Source organism: Pseudomonas sp. SA233 (assembly GCF_054792385.1).
In genome coordinates this window covers 242,204-263,366 of the sequence record NZ_CP096450.1, presented here as the reverse complement: position 1 = coordinate 263,366, position 21,163 = coordinate 242,204, and the positions used below count along the sequence as shown (strand labels likewise).

18 protein-coding genes are annotated in these 21,163 nt (G+C 54.2%); 5 read left to right on the top strand and 13 right to left on the bottom strand.

What is annotated here, in order from left to right; all coding sequences use genetic code 11:
- The first annotated feature begins 5 nt into the window (after positions 1 to 5).
- Entirely contained in the window at positions 6 to 1,640 is a 1,635-nt protein-coding gene (locus M1D87_RS27840) for a GspE/PulE family protein (protein ID WP_023662235.1), read from the top strand.
- Positions 1,546 to 2,166: a thiol:disulfide interchange protein DsbA/DsbL gene (locus tag M1D87_RS27835; RefSeq protein WP_223817437.1), complete on the top strand. Its 621-nt coding sequence runs from the start codon at positions 1,546 to 1,548 to the stop codon at positions 2,164 to 2,166. The genes M1D87_RS27840 and M1D87_RS27835 overlap by 95 nt, the downstream gene beginning before the upstream one ends.
- Before the next feature lie 250 nt (positions 2,167 to 2,416).
- Here the strand turns inward: M1D87_RS27835 and M1D87_RS27830 are convergent, their stop codons facing one another.
- From M1D87_RS27830 to M1D87_RS27770, 13 genes are all read right to left on the bottom strand, one after another.
- Complete coding sequence (locus M1D87_RS27830) at positions 2,417 to 6,166, bottom strand: conjugal transfer protein TraG N-terminal domain-containing protein (protein ID WP_023662237.1); 3,750 nt, start codon at positions 6,164 to 6,166, stop codon at positions 2,417 to 2,419.
- 8 nt (positions 6,167 to 6,174) lie between these two features.
- Entirely contained in the window at positions 6,175 to 7,572 is a 1,398-nt protein-coding gene (locus M1D87_RS27825; protein ID WP_223817439.1) for a conjugal transfer protein TraH, read from the bottom strand.
- A 43-nt stretch (positions 7,573 to 7,615) separates the two neighbouring features.
- Positions 7,616 to 8,596, bottom strand: a complete 981-nt coding sequence (gene traF / locus M1D87_RS27820) for a conjugal transfer protein TraF (RefSeq protein ID WP_023662239.1) — start codon at positions 8,594 to 8,596, stop codon at positions 7,616 to 7,618.
- A 29-nt stretch (positions 8,597 to 8,625) separates the two neighbouring features.
- Positions 8,626 to 9,189 carry a S26 family signal peptidase gene (locus M1D87_RS27815; protein ID WP_023662240.1) on the bottom strand — a complete coding sequence of 188 codons (564 nt, stop codon included), beginning with the start codon at positions 9,187 to 9,189 and terminating at the stop codon, positions 8,626 to 8,628.
- A 4-nt stretch (positions 9,190 to 9,193) separates the two neighbouring features.
- On the bottom strand, positions 9,194 to 9,655 hold the full coding sequence (locus M1D87_RS27810) for a hypothetical protein (protein ID WP_144000598.1): 462 nt from the start codon (positions 9,653 to 9,655) through the stop codon (positions 9,194 to 9,196).
- Positions 9,656 to 9,808: 153 nt separating this feature from the next.
- On the bottom strand, positions 9,809 to 12,241 hold the full coding sequence (gene traC / locus M1D87_RS27805) for a type IV secretion system protein TraC (RefSeq protein ID WP_144000597.1): 2,433 nt from the start codon (positions 12,239 to 12,241) through the stop codon (positions 9,809 to 9,811).
- 113 nt (positions 12,242 to 12,354) lie between these two features.
- Positions 12,355 to 12,696 (bottom strand): TraA family conjugative transfer protein, encoded by a 342-nt coding sequence (traA, locus tag M1D87_RS27800; RefSeq protein ID WP_039614012.1) that lies wholly within the window; start codon positions 12,694 to 12,696, stop codon positions 12,355 to 12,357.
- A gap of 19 nt (positions 12,697 to 12,715) precedes the next feature.
- Positions 12,716 to 13,324 carry a type IV conjugative transfer system lipoprotein TraV gene (gene traV / locus M1D87_RS27795; RefSeq protein WP_081259067.1) on the bottom strand — a complete coding sequence of 203 codons (609 nt, stop codon included), beginning with the start codon at positions 13,322 to 13,324 and terminating at the stop codon, positions 12,716 to 12,718.
- A 14-nt stretch (positions 13,325 to 13,338) separates the two neighbouring features.
- Positions 13,339 to 14,538 (bottom strand): TraB/VirB10 family protein, encoded by a 1,200-nt coding sequence (locus tag M1D87_RS27790; RefSeq protein WP_023662243.1) that lies wholly within the window; start codon positions 14,536 to 14,538, stop codon positions 13,339 to 13,341.
- Between the two features lie 2 nt (positions 14,539 to 14,540).
- A complete protein-coding gene (locus tag M1D87_RS27785; RefSeq protein WP_023662244.1) occupies positions 14,541 to 15,386 on the bottom strand; it encodes a TraK domain-containing protein in 846 nt (281 codons plus the stop codon).
- Entirely contained in the window at positions 15,383 to 16,015 is a 633-nt protein-coding gene (locus M1D87_RS27780; RefSeq protein ID WP_016486959.1) for a TraE/TraK family type IV conjugative transfer system protein, read from the bottom strand. The genes M1D87_RS27785 and M1D87_RS27780 overlap by 4 nt, the downstream gene beginning before the upstream one ends.
- Positions 16,016 to 16,073: 58 nt before the next feature.
- Positions 16,074 to 16,358 (bottom strand): type IV conjugative transfer system protein TraL, encoded by a 285-nt coding sequence (gene traL, locus M1D87_RS27775; RefSeq protein WP_016486958.1) that lies wholly within the window; start codon positions 16,356 to 16,358, stop codon positions 16,074 to 16,076.
- Positions 16,355 to 16,966: an OmpA family protein gene (locus M1D87_RS27770; RefSeq protein ID WP_023662245.1), complete on the bottom strand. Its 612-nt coding sequence runs from the start codon at positions 16,964 to 16,966 to the stop codon at positions 16,355 to 16,357. The genes traL and M1D87_RS27770 overlap by 4 nt, the downstream gene beginning before the upstream one ends.
- Before the next feature lie 222 nt (positions 16,967 to 17,188).
- On the opposite strand from M1D87_RS27770, the gene M1D87_RS27765 reads away from it, so the two are divergent.
- The 3 genes from M1D87_RS27765 (at position 17,189) to M1D87_RS27755 (ending at position 21,160) form a co-directional block, all read left to right on the top strand.
- Complete coding sequence (locus M1D87_RS27765) at positions 17,189 to 18,067, top strand: hypothetical protein (protein WP_023662246.1); 879 nt, start codon at positions 17,189 to 17,191, stop codon at positions 18,065 to 18,067.
- Positions 18,068 to 18,132: 65 nt separating this feature from the next.
- Positions 18,133 to 19,893: a type IV secretory system conjugative DNA transfer family protein gene (locus M1D87_RS27760; protein ID WP_028699870.1), complete on the top strand. Its 1,761-nt coding sequence runs from the start codon at positions 18,133 to 18,135 to the stop codon at positions 19,891 to 19,893.
- Positions 19,886 to 21,160: a type IV secretory system conjugative DNA transfer family protein gene (locus tag M1D87_RS27755; RefSeq protein WP_054902899.1), complete on the top strand. Its 1,275-nt coding sequence runs from the start codon at positions 19,886 to 19,888 to the stop codon at positions 21,158 to 21,160. The genes M1D87_RS27760 and M1D87_RS27755 overlap by 8 nt, the downstream gene beginning before the upstream one ends.
- The last annotated feature ends 3 nt before the right edge of the window (positions 21,161 to 21,163 follow it).

The window sequence follows — 21,163 nt, the reverse complement described above, 5'->3', positions numbered from 1 at the left end:
TGACTGTGGCAAAAGAGCCAGATCTTTTTATTTTCAACTCGCCATCGGATAAGCCTGCGGCCACGTACTTGAACGATTTGTTCCTGATGGCTGCTCAGAAAAGAATCCCGGATATTCATTTTCAGTGGGTTCAAGGGCATGTGTATATTCAATTGCGTGAAGACGGCAAGCTCAGACACTTTGATACCGTAGAGCCGGCGATGGGCAAAATGATCGATACGAAAATTCGATCGCGAGCCACCATGGACCTCTCTCAGCATCAGATTCCCATCGACGGGCGCATCGGGTTGAGATATCCGGGTATTGAGCTAGAAGTTCGAGTGAGCTTGGTTCCAAGCCACAACGGGCAAAAAATCGTATGCCGGTTGCTCGATCAAGAAAACGCGTCGATGGACCTCGAACGCATCAGGATGCCAATGCTGGTTGAGCATGCTTTCCGCGAGATGATCAACGAACCTCAAGGGTTGATCCTCGTCACCGGTCCAACCGGCTCAGGGAAAACCACCACCCTCTACGCTGCGCTCAACGCAATCAACGATGGAACGCTTAACATCTGTACGATCGAGCATCCTGTCGAGTATGTGGTCAAGGGCTTTGTCCAAATCAACGTTACACCCCAGCTCAGTTTCGCCTTGGGGCTTCGGGCTCTATTGCGTCAGGATCCAGACGTCATTCTGATTGGTGAGATCCGTGACCAGGAAACCGCACAGATTGCCATTCAGGCTGCGAACACTGGTCACCTGGTATTCGCTACCTTGCACTCCAACAGCGCCGCTCAAGCTGTCCCGCGGATCATTGATCTGGGTGTCGACGCCCAGACGCTAGCTTCCGTTCTAATTGGCGTGATTGCGCAAAGGCTGGTCCCAACTTTGCGGGCGGATGTAGAACATGAGTGGGCGCCCATAAATGATGTTGAGCGTATGTGGCTGAAGAAAAATGGGCTACCAGCAGTGACTGGATACGTACCAATAGCGGCATCGAAAGAAGCATTCTCCGGTAAATGCCCAATTATTGAACTTATCAGATCGGACAAGCAAGTTCGCTCAGCCATAGTCAGTGGCGGTAGCGAGATGACAGTCCTTAACGCTGCTGCGCGACAAAACCAATTCGACACGTTAGGCCAATCCGCCGTGCGGATGGTGACTGATGGCGTGACCACTATGTCACGGGTGCGGACCCTGATTAAAGACGACTCAGTCAAACCGACAGTCAGACGCATCGGCGATGTTCTGATTGCGCAAGGCATAATCACCTTTACTCAAGCGAATCAGGCAGCGGAGCTGCAACTCCGCTGCACTATTGAAGGAAAGGTGAAAAAGTTCGGGCAAGCCCTCATCGATCTGAAGTTTGCCTCACAAGATGACGTAGTAAATGCGCTTGGCTTCACCGAGGGTGCTGTCGAGTTTTTGAACGACCTAGCCGCCGCCCGAGAAATTAACTTCAAAGCACTGAAGGAAACTGTTGAGTTGTGGCGTGCCGAGCGTAATCAAGAATCGATTTTCGACATGCTCATCGAGCAGAACCTGATCAGCAAGGAACGGTTATATGAAGAAGTTTATAGCGCAGATGGCTATGGCAGCCCTACTGGCCACTCCAGTCCTCTCGATAGCGCAGGAGTCGCAGCCATCACTGCCGTATAGGGAGGTTTCGGCTCAGGCAGAAGACAGTCACAAGGTAGTGGTGTTCTTCTCGTTCGCATGCCCTGTCTGCGCTTCATACGACCAGACCTTCTCACGCTGGGCGAAAACGTTGCCGCCCGGCTGGTCAGCTGAGTTCCTTCCTGTAGCGGTTCCCGACAAAGGGAACTACATCGCAGCTCGTGCATTCTTCGCTGTCCAGGATGCAGATCCGAGCCGACTTGCTGCATTCATGTCAGCGGCCTATACGCTGATCCAGCAAAACGGCATGACAATGGAGGACCCTGGCACGTGGTCGAGAGCGGTAGCGATGGCAGACGTCCAGGGTTTCAATGAGGCCTGGCATAACGTCACGCAACAAAGACTGGAGAGAGCATTTGCCAAGCTCCTCACATATGGCGTCGACGCCACACCGTCCATGGTGATCAGCGGTAAGTATGTGATCACGCCTGACGACGTCTCAGGCGATAGTGCACTCTATATGAACCTGGCCAACGGTATGATTTCTAAGGTGATGCAAGAGCGTTAATACCGGGTGTCTGGTTTGTCCGTTAAAGCTTGTGAATACGCCTAACCCCCGTACTGACGGGGGTTTTGCATTTGTAGAGCAAGCTGCGACCTGGTTAGACCGCCATGCTATTGCTCCAGGCCCCCGCGGCACTCGTCAAAGATTCAGCGGAATGCCTGGTTAGCGTTGTAGGAGATGGCAGAGGTGAAGGTTGCACACCGGCATGGTACGAAAAAGCCCGACTATGTCGGGCTTTATTCAGTACCTATGGTTAGTGACTGCCTCCTCTTGTCGTTGGCGGCTTGGCGTCCCCGTCACCCTTGTCCTCCGGGCCCACAACAGTGTTCTGCAACGTCATTACTCGTGTAGCTGGCGCTGGCTTCTCTCCGCCGGAGAACGGGGACTGGTACGCATCCGCTGCCCCCATCATGCCCTCGCCATATGGGCTACCTTGACCACTTTCTGAGGCTGCTTGTTGAGGTTCTCCTGCTGAAAGACCGGCGCTAGCCGGCGATTGAGGCCCGGCGGTCATTAAACCCCCTCCAGACCCTGTCATCAGGTCACCAGCTTCAGCGTTCGTGTTCATCGGTGTGACAAGGGGCTGACCTAGCGCTGGGGATTGCCCATTTTCGCCGGGAGCAGCCATCAAGTTGCCTGCATGACCACCTAAAGGAGCGAGAGCATCAGCTGGCGCCGGCATTGGAGCTACAAGAGGCTGACCACTCTGTGCCGGAGCAGCTTCGCTTTGAAGCACTGAGCGCACGCTCGAACCAGGCTCATAACGCTCGGGCTTGCCGTTGGCGGCCACATCAGCGTTGTAGCTATCTGCCATCTGGTCGGAAGCGATCATCATGCCCGGAACCACTGATACGTTCCCAGCAAGCTTAGTAGCGCCGGTAAATTCACGACCCGCTGTGCGCGCGGCCGTCGTGGCGTCTTTTGCGGTTTTTGCCGCCTCTGCCACATGCTCGGCGTTCACAACACGCGAAGCTTGACCTTGGCCACGGAGCAAAGCTGGTACTTCGTGGCCGGCGGCGTTGACAACGCGTGCTGCCTGCGCAACCTCAGTACCAGCCTCTGCGGTCTTGAGAGCAGTTGCCGCCCCTCGCGCAGCCATAGCGGCCCTTCCAGCTTGCACACCTTTGAGGGCTGCGCCTCCCCACCCTGCGCCGGGGACAAGCATCGTAGCAGCCGTCACGGCCATCGCAGTTTTAGGGTTCTCTTGTTCCCATTGTTGCTCTGCCTGGCCAACGCCCACCATTGTGTTAGTGATAGGTTTCGTCGACATTGTGTCGCGAATCTGTTCCGGGCTAATCGTAGGGTCAGAATTTTCAATTGCCGTTTTACCTGCCCGCATCTGCTCCTGCGATTTGGCATGGCTACTCGGCAGTTGGGACGAAACATATGTCTCGCGGTCTTCGTAAGAGCGGTATGGATCCATTCCCGACGATACCTCTCTGAGTTCGCTTTGCTGCGGAGCGCCTGTAGGTCCGATCTGATCTGGATTGACTCCAGGAACATTCATCGACGGGTTGCCGATGTTCGCACGAGAGACCGGACCGGCTGGGTTGTCACTGACCTGGGCTGCTTTTCCACCTACGCCTTTGAATTTTCCAGCATCTCCTTCGGTTGGACCACCCACAACGTTGCCCGTCATAGCCGAAATGACATTCGCGAATTCAGTTTCAGCGCCGATCGACTTGAGAGCCCACAGTTGAGCGGACTCACGTGCACCTACCATTCCCGTGGAATTTTGGGCATAGCGTGTTTCCAGCTCGGGGAATTTCTGGTTGAACGCACTGCGCTGCGAATCACTAAGCCCGGCGATAGCCTGGTTGAGGGCCTGCATGCCCTGCGGGGACCGCGTGAGATTCCCGCCTGTGGTCTCCTCACTGATCTGCACATTTGCAGAAACGCCAGCTTCCGCCGAGGTAGCTTGTTGGAAGCGATTGAAAGACGACTGGGTATCGGCGGTGGTTGCACTGAGGCGGCGACCCAGCGCGTTTTCCGTAGCGGCTTCTCTTCCAGTGCTGTGAGAGAATGTACTAGCAACCGCAGCCTTCCAACCAGACATGTCGCTCTCGTTCTTAGAGATCTCCGCACCAAATTGGGATGCGATCGTAGACGCCTGGGCTTTGGTCATTTCCTTAGCAGTTGCGTTCTGAATACCGGCAGAAACACCTCCGAAAATGCCGCTGATTCCGACCTTGGCATCGAATGCCTCCCTGAACTGACTCAGCTCCTTACCAGAGAAGCCCAAGGATTGACCAATGCTATCTCCAAGCTTCATTGCCTGTTGGGAGATGTTGGTGTGCTGTCGATCAAGCGATTGCATACGCTGATCCGTCCAACTATCACCAGATTTATGCGAATACATTTGCCGTAGAGCCGCTTCGACTGCAGAAGAGCTTTCGCTCCGCTTCGAATGATCGGAGCCGAATGCACTTTGGGTGGAGGTACTGAGCGTATTTTTCAGATCTGCTTTGCTCCAGGTGGCGCCATTCAGCGATAGCCCGTTTTTGACGCTACCGGAATGCTCCGACTGGTATTGGTTACGGCTTGCAACATCGACGTGGGGGCCGTTCTTCAGAATATCCGGAGATTGCAATTTCTCGTCATTGTGGTCTCGGCCGGACCAGCGGCTGGCGAGGCTCACCATGCCGTAGGCTGTCAGCCCGAGCATTGCTGCAGAAATTAGCGGTGTTGCCGCCAGCATGTCCGAGGCAGTACCGAGTCGTGTCGCCAGGACGTCGTAGTAGACGGCCTTCAGGTTGCTTGGAACGAGGCCTTTCTCGGTGAATTCAGCCATCTTTTCAGCGACATCGTTTTGAATGTACATCTGAATGACTGCGGAAAATGGCAACCAAGATGTTGTCCAAATTCCGAAACCTAAGAATTTTACATACATCATCAGAGATCCAGCCCCTTTGAAAAGGCTGTAAATGATGACGATAGGGGCGAATCCGAAGAAAAGGATTTGAAGGAAGACCATTGTCGGCATCATCATTTTGGCAAAGAAACTACCAGATGCCGCAGCATCGGAGCGGAACTGCTCGTCTTGCTGAGTCAAGGAAGTCATGCAAAGGTTGAAACTGTTTTGATCGGAAATGCTGTCCAGGCAGTTATATGTTCCCACGATAGAATTAAAGAACAGTGCGTTTACCATGAAGTCGTCAGCGCTTTGGGCTGACGACCAGAGCGAAGGTACCAGGTTGGTAATCGCAGCCATTACATCGTCAGGTGTGTAGGCACTGCCCGACGGGCTTTTATCCTTCATGCCTGCATTGATCATCTTCTTCGCATTTGCCGAAGATGGGAACGCGTCAACCTTGGCTGATAGCGTTGTCTGCGCTTCCGGGCAAGAAAGCGCTTTGCCACCAATATTCACATTGTCCCAGTAGGTGGTTAGGCCCGAGCCACGGGAATGGCCTAGCACGTAAGAGACAATATTCGTGGACTGCTGGAAGTCCTCTATGCTGAAAGTCGTCGATCCAGGAACGCAGTCAATCACATATTGTTTCAGGCTAGCCACAAGATACGGATCAACATTCTCCACGCCTTTACGCAGAGTGAGCAGTAATTTCAATGGGGTCACAAAGCCATTTTGAGTAACAGCCATATAACTTCCAGAAGTACTTTGATAAGCCGTGTTGATCTTCTCAAATAGGCCATACATGGTTGTTGTGAATAGGCTGGCTGGTGCCGCTATGACTAGCGGAACGTTGTCAACTTTGTTAACCGTCCCAGTGTAAATGTCTTCAATTTTCACATCGGCTGTGATGGTGCAGCAAGCAACCATCATGGCAAAACCAAAGAGCCCCCCAACAGGACCGTTTGCCGGAATGAACTGTTCCGAGGCACCCTTCTGGATTACGAACATAATCCCAGAGATCAATGCAATGAAGCCTCCTACCAAGTATACGCCAGTCATGAAGCCTTTGGCGTTGAATACCATTGCTACGCTGTTGAGCGTGTTATAAAAGGTAGAAACATCACCCAGTACATATACAGTGAAGTCCATAATATTTCCTAGAGGCCCGGCTTGACGAAGATGGCTGGGTTGCTGGTAAGGATCATGTTGATATATTGCTCAGTGGCAACAATTTTAGGTTGGAAGTTCGCATGTTCAGACCTGATTGCTGCCAGTTCTTGAGTTAGTTTGTTAATGTTTTGATCTACAAAGTCTGGCTTTATGCCCTTGACTCCGTTGAATGTCTGATTGGCGGCGTACAAAGCAGCCTCACCATATTTAACCGCTAACTCATTGGCGATAATTGGAGCCATTTGCTCAGCAACACCCTGAATAGCCCCCGGGAATTGTTGAACTTTTCTGATCAATGCCAGAGCTGGCGTATTGATAGATTCGATGAACTGCTTCTGAGCTGCGGTGAAGCCACAGGAACTGCCCGTGCAGCTCGTAAGCTTTCCTACGATCGACGTGCTAGCCGTGCCACTAGTTGCGCCTTGTGCGTAACCGAAGAGCATTTTGTTGGTGTAGCCCAAGGTGCCATCAAAGCTCAGAGTTTTGTTGGGGTTAATGCTCGTGCACTTGGTGCGCTCGTACCCGTTGTTGCAGTGCAGTATTTTGAGCGGGGTGCTGTTGGTGCTTGAGCCATTTTTGAAGTTCATCAACGTCAAAGTGGGGCTATAGATCTGTCCAACTTTAGGCTTCTCAGAACCATCAGAGTTTTTCGAGGAGCTGTCTGGGGCAGTCATTACAACTGCGCCAATCATACTCATCACAACTTCGTTAGCGAGGTTGCTATCGGCCTCTCCACTATCAGGATTACCTAGGTATTGGCCGGAAGAGGTGTCTGTAAGTGCCTTCCAAACAGGATTGCCGCACTCTTCGCAACTTCCGTTATTCGTACCTTTGTCAGAACTGCTGTTCGGAGAGCTGAATAGATCCGACAATCCAGCAAACAGATCAGAGAAAGAACCGGTTGCAGCAGATGCTGCCGTCGATGCTTGATCCACCATCTCTTTTCGAGCTGACGGATCTGTGAACGACTTAACAATCGAGTTAGCGACTGCGCAGGTGTTCTTCATCATCTGGTTCAGGGCTTGCAGTTTATTCTGGAAATCCTGCATTAGCTTGCCTAGCGCCGGGTTGATCGCGTCGATGGCAGCTTTGAACGCCACGCCAACAGCGTTAGCGGCAATCTGACGGAAAAGTGCAACCAGGGCGTCGGCGTTAATGAACGAAAATGACCCCGCAAACATATCAATCCCGCCACAGCCGGCGGAGAATCGGGGTGGATCGAACGCGACTAGGTTAATGTTTCGAACTGGACTTCGGAGGGCTGCGCCACCGCCGACCATACCCCCCCGGCTCTGGCTGGAGAAAGCCCCAGCGCTGGTGCTGTTCGACATGAACATACCGTCTAATGCGTCAGCCAGCCCTGCTGACGCTGGTATTGAAACCATGCTAAGCGTCGCCACAAGTAGTAACGAAACCAGCTGCTTAAATTTATTCCGCATTATTGCTGCCCCCCTCGTAGCGGCCTTCCAGTTTGTCCTTCAGGTATTTAACCCATTGCTTTGGATCTTCACTTGCACCCTGTTGAGTGTCTTCATTAGTCAAGACGCCTCGGTCATAGGAATTGATCTTCTGAGCAATGTCTTTGGGTAGTAAATTGTTGCTATCAGCTGCAATGATGATCCGCTCTGCAAGCTGATCTTGGGCCATCATCCCTTGCGATACGATGTAGTAATTATTCGGCGGAACAACAAGAACAGTAGTTGGTGTAATACGAAGGTTCAGGATGCTAGCTTGCCCGGAGTTTCTCTCGAATTCAGTCACATTCGGGAGTGGCTTGCCATCCATGGAAATAAATTTCGTGACAAATCCGTATTCCTGGGCCAGCTTTTGAACGGTATTAACTTGAGGTCGGCAGAACTCACACTTCGAATCGAAGAAAACCCACAAACCGCCAACGGTCGCAACATGCTTTAGTGCTTCGGTTACACCAGCCTGAGCGTTGCGCAGGAAGAACGGTTTCGTGTAGGTCGCGATAGGGACGCGGTTGTTTTCATCCAAAAATGGGTCGGCGGCCACAACTCGGGTTGTCATCTCTGCATAGCGCTGTGACTTGTCCATGGCAACGCGTTGCGCATATAGGTAAGCCTCAACGTTTTCCTTGCTAGGATCGTCGATCGCGGCATCCAGCAGTTTCGGCATGTTTTCCCGTAACCACGAAACAGAGAACGGCTGAATCTTGGGCTCTTCGGAGGCAGGCTTTCCTACGGGAGCTTTGGGTTCTTGACGGATCAGCGGCGGAGGCGGTGGATTCTCTTTAGGGTCTTTGTAGAAGAACCAGCCTTCTGCCTTGCGTTCGATGAACCTTGGAGAGCCACTGTCGGATTCAGCAGAGGCAGCACCTGGTAAAACGGCGAGAGATGCAGCAGCGAATACCAACAAGCATTTAGTCAATGCATAACGCGTACGCATACTATTAAATCGTTTGAATGAGGCTTTCATCAGATGATGGGCCCTACCCTGCCAATGATCAGCTTCTCATCAAGAAAGCCCCAGTAACGACCGTCGTAGCTCCGAGGCTCTGTTCCGATGACAAGAATCTTGCCCGCCGGCACCGTCATGACTCGATCCAAATCGCCAGGCTTTTTGCCCAGTTTCTCGATGAGGTCCAGCTCACCGATCAAGCGATCACCGATGTAAGCGACGTTATTCTTCACGACCAGTTTATCGCCCGGGAGTCCAGCAACCATTTTTCCGACGGTCTTCCCTTCAAAGTGTTCGCCCATAAGGCCATCCTTTGGCACGAACGCTACAAAATCGCCACGCTTCAGGTCAGCAGGCCGGCCGTAAGTGATCATGTAAAGGCGCCAGGGCAAGCAGCGGACTGACGCAAGGTCAACGCCAATCCGGTAGTCCTGGCGAAATGTCGTAACCGCTGCAATAGCGACGATGAAAGCTGCTGCGATACCAAGGATCGAATTTCGGAGAAAGCGGAGACGTGGTTTGTCCGTTCGCAAGGTTTTGAATGGGGAGACCAGTCGAGTCGCCAGTGCTTTAGCGCGCATGAGATCACTCCAGCTCAAGGCCGAGGTGTTGGGCAACCTGATCGGTTACGTTCAACCCTGCAGGGGCATTGAGGGCTACCGAGGAGTTGATGACCAGTACCCCTGAATCGGTGTATGCCTTCAGCACATTCTGAAGGTCAGTCACAAATGTGAGACCGTCTGCCTGCGCTTGCTCGGGGCTCATTCCGGCCTTATCGAGCGTTCGCTTCATCTGCGCATTGGCGAGCTTTGTGCCGTCCACCAGCACTACCTGGGCGCCAGAGTTGATGTTCTGTCCGGCGAAGTGATAGGCCATAAAGCTGGTAAAGCCGGATACAGCGAGAGCCACGATGGCGCATGTCAGAAAGGAAACACCACCAGGTGATTGCTGGGCTTTACTAACACTCTCTGGCTTCGTCCTCACCTGGTCGTCATCAGGGCGGATTTGTTCCCCGGGTTGTTGTTGGCTGTCCGCGGTATCAGTCATCTCGGTGTTTCCTAGTAGCGATGTAAAAAGGCAGCGCTCAGTGCGCAGTTGTTCGTGGAAGCATAACACGTAGCATTACGACAACAGTATTATTTAAGGCAACAAAAAGCCCGGCTGATGACCGGGCTGTGAGCAGGCGTTATCTGCTGCCTACTAGGCTGCTGAGCTCTGGCGAGCCATGAAGTTGTTGACGGCCTCTACCGCATCAATGCCACGGTCAAGATCGTCGAGGATCTCGTTACGAGCTGCGCCTTTCGAGGAGAACGTCACGTTGTGGAATTCATCTACTACAAGGCGCACGATGCCCCAGTCGGTTTCGCTACGCTTGACCATGATCTCGCTGTACTTGCCGGGCATGGTGTGCACCGTCTTCAGCATGTGAGCCCCGTAAGGTTCGATCTTGAACTGCTTGCTGTCGATCGCAGAGTCAATCGACTCAGATTTTTGCTGCAGGATGAACTGCCAGGCCGAGTTCGCGGCGATAGCCTCGGTGTTTTTCGACGCATAGACATCGCCGATAGCCTGCGTGACCACCAGCACCGCCCCGTCTTCTTTCCGCGCTTTACGGTATGCGGCGACCATTGCCTTGGCCATCATTGGGTCGTCGAGCATCTCCCAGGCCTCATCGACAATGAGGATTTTTTTCCGGCCCCGCTCGCCCAGTTGAGCTTTGTACATGTCATGGTTGATACGCGAGATCAGCTGCAGCAACACCACCTGTTGAAGCGCTGGGCGCCCTTTCAGGTCGCTCAGCTCCATGCAGATGAACGCATTGCTCATATCCAGGTTGTTCTCGCCATCGAACCACTTGGTGTATTGGCCGCCGGCGAACGGGAACAGCTGGCGCCCCAGTCGCAGGCACTCTGGGTCGTCTGACTGGTTGATGAACCAATCAGCGACGGCGGTAATGTTTGCGCGGTTGCCGTACTTCTCCCAGGTACTGGTGATGGCCTGTTCAACTCGGGACAGCTGGTAGTCGTCAAGCGTGTCCTCGGGGGCGGCCATCTTGGCGATGGTGGCTTTGAGGATATCCATTTCTTCGTGCAGGTCTTCAACGTGCGTGAAGGGGTTCAGACACACATCCGAGTCAGGCTTGAACTCGATGAATTCACCGCCAACCATCTTGCACAGCTTGAGGTAACTTCGGCCGGCGTCAATCACCCACAGCTTGGCGCCAGCAGCGAGGTAATCCGCGGCGATTTTTTGTGTGAAGAACGACTTGCCAGCACCAGCCTCAGCAAAAATGATCCCGCTGTAGTTGGTGCTCGATTCATACAGATCAACCAGAGCCGGCTGGCCGCGGCGGGTGAGCATGAGCATAGCGCCGGCCATCCCGCTGCCAGTCCATTCACCGAGTATCGGGAGGAACTGGCAGGCATGTCGCACTGCCATCGTGTGGAAACGATAGAGGTTCTTGACCCCTTCCTTTGTGGTATTCAATGGCAGCAGGTTGTTCCAGAGCGCTTCCAAAATGCGCCGGTCTTCCCGGAGCTCGAAAGCCAGAGACGTGTAGTATGCCTGCAGGCCGGCGGACAGCTTGTTCAGGCGCTGCTTGTCACGCGAGAAGAGGAAAATCGTGAAGTTCACCTCAACGATGATCGCGCCTTTGCCGTCGATCTCGTGGATTAGAGTGTCGATACCTTTTTTCTTGTAGCTGAGGATGGGTATCAGGTGTGCTGTCGGCCCAAAGACCTGGTGGTTGATGATTGAGGACGTTTGCTTGACTTCGTCCTTCTTCACGACCTGATCCGGATAGTGGATGGTCAACACCATGTAGTACGGCTCGGTGATCTGGTTCGAGAGTCCGTTGGGATCGCCGATCATGTGGTTCATGATCGCGAGGCTGGTGCGCTGCGGGAAGTGTTTAACGCTCAGCGCTTTCGCGTAGTGAGTGCCGTCATTGAAATTGATGGTCGACGGATCATCGTAATTGATGGAGTCGCCTGGGTAATAGATCTGATCCTTGATCAGTTGCTCTTCGTCGTAGTGTGACCGGGGAGAGTCCCACAGGTTTGTGAGGATCCGCATGAGCACCAGATAACCTACAGCATCGAGCTGGAACAGGTTAAGCGACGCTGCCTTGAGAGCCTCTGTGACCCGGTCGGCCGATTCTTTCGTGGCCGCGATGTCAGCATCGTCTGGGCGATCGTTACGGCACGGGAATTTGACCGTAACGATAATGCGCTGACGGTTGAGCATCACACCGCTGCGCTGGACCAGCGGGACATCGACTCCGCCACTAATCAGATTCGCATGCTGGCGTGAGAGTGCCTTGAGGATCGGGTTGAGCGCAGGTTTGCTGTTCAGATATGCATCGATGTATTCGCCGACATCGGGGCTCTCAAGCATCGCAATCTGAATGTAGGTGCCTGGAGCAAAGCTCATGCTCAGAGCAGACTGGAGCTTGTCAACAGTCGAAGCGCTGGCGCCTGTCAGGGCGTCGGAAACAAAACATGCCCCGAGATAATGTTCATTACCGTCGGAGCAAAAGAAGATTTTGGAGTCGGGATCAATCGCCCGAACATTGAGTTTTTCTTGAGGGGTAGATTTTCTGTCCCCTTTGAGCGTCGCTTTCGAGGCTGCCATTTCACTGTTCGCCATAATTGGTGGTTGAGTAGGCTTGGAAGGCCTGGAGGGCAACCCGCAGGCAGAGCCAGTTGAAAAAGGCGCACTAGCGACCTAGTGCGCCTTGAGGGGCGTTACAGCGTTGCGGTGAAGATGTTCGTCAGCACGCCTGGGCCAACGCTTGCGGAGAGCGCTACAGCTACCCCGGTCACAACGGCCATGACCGATTGCTTGACCACGCCGATTGCCAGGCCGGTACCCAGAGCGCCGAGAGCAAAGACCTTACCGAGGGAGCCGGTCATCCAGCCGTCGAGACTGGTAACGATCTCGTTGAAGGTGGAGTCGGCGCCTGCGGTCACGTCGGCGGCCACAGCCAGGCCGATAACAGCCATGCTCAGCAGTGCACGCTTGTCGATTTTCTTGAATGGAGCAGCTGCTACTGCGGTGGTCTCGATTTGTGCGATTTGTGCGGTCATTGTGTAGCTCCCAGTGTTATCAGTTCAGATTGATGTCAGTTGTGGATGGGATTGCGGACGACGAAACTTGCGGTCCGTAATTGGTTGGTTCTGCAGCAACGTTTTCCGGTTTAGGGGCTGGAACGTTAACTGGTGGTACAGCGGTTAACTCAAGATGTGGAACCACCATGCCTTGGCCGGAATATTCGGACTTACCAAACGACCAGGTGCGTGGCTGGATCTCGGTGAAGAGATAGGACGGAAAGTGCAAATCGTCTTTACTGTCGATCCAGGGAGCGATCCAGATCCGCATAACCTGGGCCGGAACTCGAACCGGACGGGCAAGATCTGCAACAACTGGCCCTGGCACACCGTTCGACACCTTGAGGTTATGCTCAGAGCCGGCAGTCTTTCCCATATTGTCACCGTACTTTACGCTCGGTGCCTTTTGACCAATTGGCATATCGCTGTCTGTCAGCGCGGGACTTTGTTCAGTAGACTTGTAAACAGCCATTGGCGACTTACAGATGATGCCTTGCGGCATGCCTGGGCACGAGAACTCGTCTTCACCGGCGGTATTCAGCCAGGACGAACAGCCACTCAGAAGAGCAATAGGCAACAGCGCTGCGGCTAATGCTGAACGTTTCATATGATTACCTTTCATCATTTCAGTTCGATCCCTTTCACCAGCATGACCGTAACTTTTCGGCCGGCGTCGATTTCAACAACCGGTGTCATTTCGCGAGCCATCTCCATATAGAATTTGGCGATCTCGTTCGCGGAAGTAGAGAAGCCTTTAGCAACACCAGTTTGCAGAATGGTCGAAGCGTCAGCGCTTTGTGTTTGAGTCGTGCTGCTATCACTCAGGCTCAATTGAGGGATTGTTTGCGGGGTCATACCTTGAGCCAGGCCGGAGAGGCCGCCGGCGACCAAAGTCTTGGCAATCATTTGGCCCTGCTTCGATACGAGACGGCCACGCATACCTACACGCCCGTCTTCGCCAACGATGTAACCTTCCATCTTTCCTTCAATGATCTTGCCGTCCTTGCGTACGCAGGAGAACGTTTCGGTCCGGAGCATGGCGCGTTCGCTGGAGAGAACGCCGTAGCCTGAAGCCAGCGCAAAGCATTCTTTGACGTCGACGTTGTACTTGTTAGGAAGCACTGCGTCAGACTTGATGCGCATAGTTGTTGGCACAGGGTTCTTCTGCGTCGTGGAACTGGTCGGAGCATCCATACCGTTCAGCAGCACCGCTTCGAAGAACGAGCCGGCAGGCATTGCTGGAGTTGGCTTCTCTGCCTGCTTTGGGGCCTCGCTACGTGTAGTTTGCGTGCCACCGGTGATTCGCAGAGTTGCTACTTTCGGCTTCGCCTCCTGCACGGCTTCAGCAGTGCCAGTGGCACTTTCATAACCAGGCAATGCGCCATTCAGAGCTGGAGCTGCACTAGTCTTGCCCTGCTCCAGCTTTTCCAGTCGATCACTCACGCGCTTCAGCTCGCGAAGCGTGTCCTGAGTCACTGGGTCTGGTTTCTGCATACGCTGCTGTTCTTCGAGTGCACGTAGCCGATCATCCCTGCGATCCTGATCCATCTGCTTGATCGATCTGCCGAACTCATCGAGCCGTTTGTTCTGTGCAGCCATCAAAGCCATGAGTTGCTCGGGAGTATTGTTATCCCCGCGAGGCAACAGCAGTTTTGTATCGGACGTCGTGCTGGCTTTCGTGTTGGCCTTAGGTTTGTCGTTGCCGACAATTACCGTGCCGACAATCATCAGAAAACTGAAAAGGCCGGCAATGGCGACGATGGTTCGCATACGCGGACTGAGATCGTTCCACTTTTCCTTCAACTGGTCATTAATCGCCATGTTTAGTTCCTCGTTGCCGACTTATCAGAGACGATGAATACGTCAGTGGTCATGCCGGCACGAAGAGTGGCGGTTGGGAAGAATGAAACGGCCCGGACGCCTTCGCTGTAGAAAGTGCCCTCGTCAAGGTCAACGTCAGTTTTAGAGGTTCCTTGCAGACTATAACGATAGATATCGTATTCTGGCCCGGAGTAGCGGACTTTCGGGTAAGCAATTACATTGCCGATGTTAGCTGCCGATGCCGGCAGCAAACCTTCGCTGAAACCTTCAGGGGTTTTTCCGAGGGCTGCTTCACGGAGCACATAGCGGATAGTGTCGGTGTAATTGTTGCTGTCGGGAGCGTGGTTTTCAGACCCATGACCACCAGGCTCTGCCATTGGCTTGTCCAGCTGCAACGTAATCGTCTGCTGCGGAAGTTCCTTTGGAATCAGGGTCAAGGAAATAACTGGGTCATTTGGATTGGAGCCGGTCACGTAAAGTGCGACTGGCTTATCCTTGGTTTTCATCGTCGCATAAAGAGATTGGCCGATCTGGGAGATATCCAAATCGTCAGGTTGTTGGTCTACAGCTTTAGGTAAAGCGAACGGTGTGGAAATACGGTTCGGCAAGATGTTCGAAACGTAGATAACTTCGTTCCGGTCTGAGCTCACGCGAACAACCTGGGTGCGCGAATCTGAGTCGGCACCGGGCATCACGCCCAAGCCTGGAAGTGGCTGCGCTTCGACAGGTTTGACACGTTTTGCGGCTGTAGGAACAGGCGGTAGCTTGACTTCCGCCATCCCATCAGCCCATGAGATGGATGCATGGATGGTGGCCAGCACGACTAAAGCAATGGCTGAGCGTTTCACTGAAGCGCCTCCTTGGTAGGTTCTGCTGGCTTAGGTGGGTGAGACTGAAGCCACTTGAGTGTTTTGGGGTTGTTGCCCGGATAGTGGTTAAAGCCCTCAATCCATGGGCGGCCTGCGCGCATCTCGATGACGTACTCGACCACCTGGTAGTCCTGCTTCGGCCTGCCAACTGCGCTGCGCGTTTCCATCGAGCCGAGAATGAAGACCTTCTTCGTGTCCTTCTCGTAGCTGATGTCCGTGGGGGTCCAGGACACGGAGCCGGCATTCGTTGCGAATACGGGATCGTTGGCCAGCACAAACATCTGCTTGCGAACGTCCGCGTAGATCTTCGGATCAACGAAGGCGCTCACGGAGTCGGCGATGAAGTTCACGTTCTTCGGCGTGACGTTGCCCATCAGCGTTGAGGCATAGAGGCCAAAGGACTTGAGGTACTCGTCGTCCGCGTTGTTCCAGCCCACTTTCACCGCCTTGTCCAGGGTTGGTGGAACTAAGCGGGTTGTTTCGTGCTGCCCCATTTGGTTGATGGAAAGCAGCGCAACTGCTACCGAAAGGCCTACGTTCGACAAGATCAGGAAGCTGGTGAGACTTTTCAGCCCCTCCATCGTTTTCTGCATGGACTTGATTTTCATTGCGGCCCCTGTGCGTTACTTGATACATAACGCGTACGAATAAAAGCATGTTAAAGCATTAGTAGAAGTAGTCGCGCTTCAAGGAATCGTCGTAGTGCTTGTTCAGCGGCATAACGCCTGCCCAGTAGCAAAGGTGGCGAAGAACACCATCCAGCGCACCGCTTTTGAACCGCTTGAACCGCTTCACTGCATACCAGCCGCCAGCGAGGGAAGCGATCGTTGCCCAGCCCCCTAGCGCGATGCCTGCGCCCAGGCAGCCAATGAAGATCACCGCTTCATCGATCTCCCAGAAGAGTAATTGCGTCTGGCTGTCTACGTAGCGCGGGATATCGATCTCTTTCACAGAGACTTCTCCGCAGCTTTCACGATGTCGACCTCAACCCGACGGTTCAACGAACTGTCGGAATTCGAAACTGGGTCGCGCTTGCCCCGGCCGTAAACCTTGATGCTTTGCTTCTTAACACCTTGCCGGATCAGGTAGCGCGCAGCTTCGATTGCCCGGCTCTCGGACAGGTGCTGGTTGTAAATCGCCTCACCCACTTCGTCCGCATAACCGATCAGGGTAATGGTGCTACCGATGCGGAGAGCGTCAGCGATCACGTTTGTCAGCGGCCACCAACCGGTTGGTTTGGTTTTGTCGAAGTCGAAATAGAGCGTGGTCCGTGTGTGACGTGCTTCCTCGGCGATCCTTGCATCCTCTGCATCGAGCAGAGCCTCTTCTGCCGGCATCAGAGCGCGAGGCTTAGCTGGCTCAGTCACGGTCCAGATTGGGCGTTCGGCTTTCTGCTGGGTGTCACGAATAGATTCAACGAGCGCGTGACCTGCATGCGCGGGTTCAATCGCAACGCCGTAGCTATCGGGAACCACTACCTGTCGCACATCAACGGCACCTGCGGTGCTTGCTGAGAGCGCAAGCGATGCAAGCAGAATGGCTCTGTTCAAGGTGTTCATAGGATACTCGTTGGTTTTGATTGCGAAATAACACGTAGCGATAATACAGTCAGGATGCTTTTTGTTGCAACAGTCTGTTGTGGCGCCTAAAATATAGTGACGTGTTACGTATTGCAATCGCTTTTGATGCGTTAGACGTCTAACCCGCCCCACCTTATCAGCAGCTGTGCTTCATACCTCTGCATTAGGTATTCCCTCTTTGCAGAGTCGTAGGAGTCAAAAATGCAAACCAGAACAGAAGCAGCATCCCACCAAAGTCAGGCCAACGGCGATTCGCTGTGGGTCGGCCAGGGCCAAGCCGCGGCTTCTATCGGCCTGGAGGTGTGGAAAAAGGTAGAGGTAACCGACCCTGATGAGACCAAGTCATTCAACAAGGGGGGGTTCCAAGGGACCGCGATTGCACCCATCTACCAGGTCAAACGTGCCACTGAGGCCTTCGGGCCGATTGGTCTTGGCTGGGGTGTCGAGCTGATCAGCGAAGCGTACATCGACGGGAAGCCGTTCGTAGTGGATGGCCAAGTAGTTGGCAAAGAGGTCATTCACAAAGTCTACGTAGAGCTGTGGTATCTGCAGCACGGTTTCCGCGGCTCAGTGAAGCAGTTCGGAGCGACCGTCTACATCACCCGAGATGCCTTCGGAATCATCTCTAGTGATGAGGACCACGCCAAGAAGAGCTTTACGGACGCGACCTCGAAATGCCTGTCGTTGCTCGGCTTCAGTGCTGATGTCTTCACTGGCAAGTTTGATGACTCGAAATACGTCGAAGGCCTGCGGGCGGACAAGCAGCAAGGACAGGCAAGCGATGCAACTGCAGGTACGACCACCCCGGACGGGGCTGGCCAGTCGGACACCCAGGAGCAGGCAACTTCGCAACCTCCCGAGAAGACTCGGTATCAGAAGTACAAGGACCAACTGACACATATTGAACAAACGGGTCAGACCGTGAAAGACGTTCGTGGTACGCGGGAAGTCATCGCGCAGGACAAGCTCCTGTCGCAGATGGAAATCCAAACGCTCTTGCAATCGCCACTGTTGCGCTTACCAGCAGATGAGCATGACCAAGCCAATGCGCAGACTGATAAGTCGAGCGTGTTTCTCTAACCCCCACAACCCGAGTGCCTCACGGCGCCCGGGTTTTTTTTGTGCGTAGCTAAAGGCTCACCTCCATGAGTATGGATCAGATACTTCGCTCGAAAATTGGCGGCTTCAAAGACACTCTGGCACTGAGCTCGATCGGTGCTGGAGGTCTTTTGACATCGCCTTTCTTCAGCTCAGTGCCGGCCACCCTCCCCCTCGCCATGGGCGCTGCGGGTGCGGCATACATGGGCAACCGTGTCTTTGATTTCTGGAAAAACCAGCTCCTCCTTGAGTCGAAGATCAATATCCGTTCGGCTACCGACCTGGCGAACGGTGATGGCTTGCTGCTTGGCTTCACCACTGACACAGGCCAGCCTGTACGTGTCCCTGATGAAGACTTCATGCGACATGGTTTTATCCTGGGCCAGTCGGGCGTCGGTAAAACTGTCTTGGGTAAGCTGATGATGTTCCAGCAGATCCAGCGTGGCGGAGGTCTGACGTTCATCGACGGCAAGATGAACGCGGACGACATTCAAACGATCTACCAATACTGTTGCTGGGCGGGCCGCGAGCAGGACCTTTTGATCCTTAACCCGGGCAACCCATCGCTCAGTAACACCTACAACCCAATTCTGCGTGGTGACCCTGATGAGGTCGCCGCTCGCATCCTGTCGATCATCCCGTCCACCGAAAATAACCCTGGCGCTGACCACTACAAACAGTCGGCGAACCAAGGCATCACTACCCTCGTAGCGGCAATGCAAGCTGCAGGCCTCGCCTACAACTTCATCGACTTCACCATCCTGTTGATGAACCACAAAGCGATCGAGGAGCTGGAAACACTGCTGAAGAAGTCCCAGCCACACAACCCAGCCACCAAAAACCTTTCCCTGTTCCTTGAGCAGTACAAGGTTGGTGGAAAGCCGGGCATGGAGAACATGGTCGACATCAAGCGGATGAAGGAGACCTTCGGTGGTCTTGGCGGCCGGATGTACATGTTCGGTACGGGAAAATTCGGTGATGTGATGAACACCTATGCCCCGGAGATCGATCTGTTCGAAGCTATTCGGGCGAAGAAGATCATCTATGTCGCGCTCCCAACGATGGGTAAAAACGAAGCTGCCGCCAACTTCGGCAAAATGTTCCTCGGTGACATGCGGACGGCCATCTCATGGATCCAGGCGCTGCCAGAAGAAGAGCGCCCTAACCCCCCGCATTTCAATTTCATGGATGAGCTGGGTAGCTACGCTGTTCAATCCTTGGCTCGTCCCTTCGAGCAGGGGCGAAGCGCACAGATGGCGCTGTTCCCTGCCGCCCAGACCTTGGCCAACCTGGATGTGGTTTCCCCTGACTTCAAAGAGATGGTCATCGGTAACACCTGGACCAAGATCTTTTTCAAGATCGGTACTCAGGCGACAGCCGTCGAGTGTGCAGACCTGATCGGTATGAAGATCGGCGTCACGAAGTCATTGAGTGGCACACAGAATGAGAGCAGCAGCACGCCGCTTCTCAATGTGGCACCAGAGGGTGGCACCGGGGCCGCCGCGGGCATGTCGATCGGCGAGCGTGAGCAAGAGGAATACAAAGTCTCGCCGGATGACCTCAAAGCGCTCGGCAAGGGCGAATGCATCATCCAGTACGGCGGCGATCAGATCTTCAACGTTCGGGTACCGATGATCAGCATCGACCGGAAGCTGCAGAAGGAAATCGGCCCCATCCGAATTAATCACTTCCGCAGGGCGCCCGTGAAGGGCGCAGATTTCTTCAAGAACAGCGACAAGTACCTCGGTGGCAGCGGTCTGCCCACTGGCGGGCGGAAAAAACCACAGGAGCAGTTGAGAGATGAATAGCCTCACGTCAAAGGGCGGTGATGTTGTGCCCGGGCATACCCTTGTGCTCGATGAACATTCCGAAGGTCAGGGGCAACTGATCAGGGCGGTGATTCGGAGTCGAATTACTGCCGGCGCTGCCGTCTTCGTGGTTGGGGCGTCGATCGACGAATCACTGCTGGCAACCATGATCAGCGCCAGCACAGCCGTTGGCCGGGGTGCCGATCTACTCATCGTAAACCCTAGCAGTCCGGCGTTGAGCCACACCTACAATCCGGTGCTGCACACTGCTCCAACCAAGGTTGCCAGCCATGTCTTGAATTTCCTCGCGGATAAGGACGCGACGGGCGCATACAGTTCAGCTCCAAGTGCAGCGCTCGTTCGAGCGATTGTGTCCTCGCTGCAGCTTGCTGGCCTGCCCTACTCGTACCTTGATCTCGGCATGTTCGTGATGAAGCCAGACGCTATCGAAGCGCTGGAGGAGTATATGGCCTCGGCATTCCCCCATTCAGTTCAGCTGGGAGCCCTTCAGCAGGCCTGCAAAGCTTTCCAGGACGCAGCCGGTGATATCTGTGTGGAAAAGCTGAAAGGAAGCTTCTCGGGGCTCGCTGGGAGCTTGTGCATGCTCGGCGCCGGTAGAGCGGGTGAAGTGTTCAACAGCTATCACCCAGACGTGGTGCTACATGGGGCTCTGGTAACGCGGAAGATCGTGTATCTCGCAATTCCCTACATTGGCCGAGGCCGAGCTGCGTCAAACCTTCGCCGCATTGTGATCTCGAATTTGGCGGATGCCGTAGCGCGTTCGATTGGTGAGCCTTCCGATCCCACTGCGCTGGCGGTGTTCACTGATCCTGGTGGTTGCAATGACCCCAGCATCGAGCAGTTGCTCTCGCCAGAGACTGAACAGGTATTGAGCGTTTGGGTTGCGGCTGGGTCGCTTGACGATCTTGGGCGTGAGTCTTTGGACCTTCGCGAGGCTTGTCTGAGCCGGGCGCGCAACGTGGTGCTTTTTAAACCCCAATCCGATGCGACGGCACAGGTCTACTCCCAGCTGTTGGCGACTGAATCGGAACAGGTCCAGAGCGAGGGGAAACTGATTCAAAAACTGAGCTCGATGACCAGCACTGACTACGCAATTGTTTCCGGTGAAAACCAGGTTATTTGGGCACATGTAGCTGCCCCGGGCGAAGAGAGGGTCACCACCAGTGCGGACATCAGAAGGCCTACCAGACGCCTGCATGCCCGGGTAGCCGGCGCAGACCAATTCACGCAAACAGTTCCGGTTTAAGGG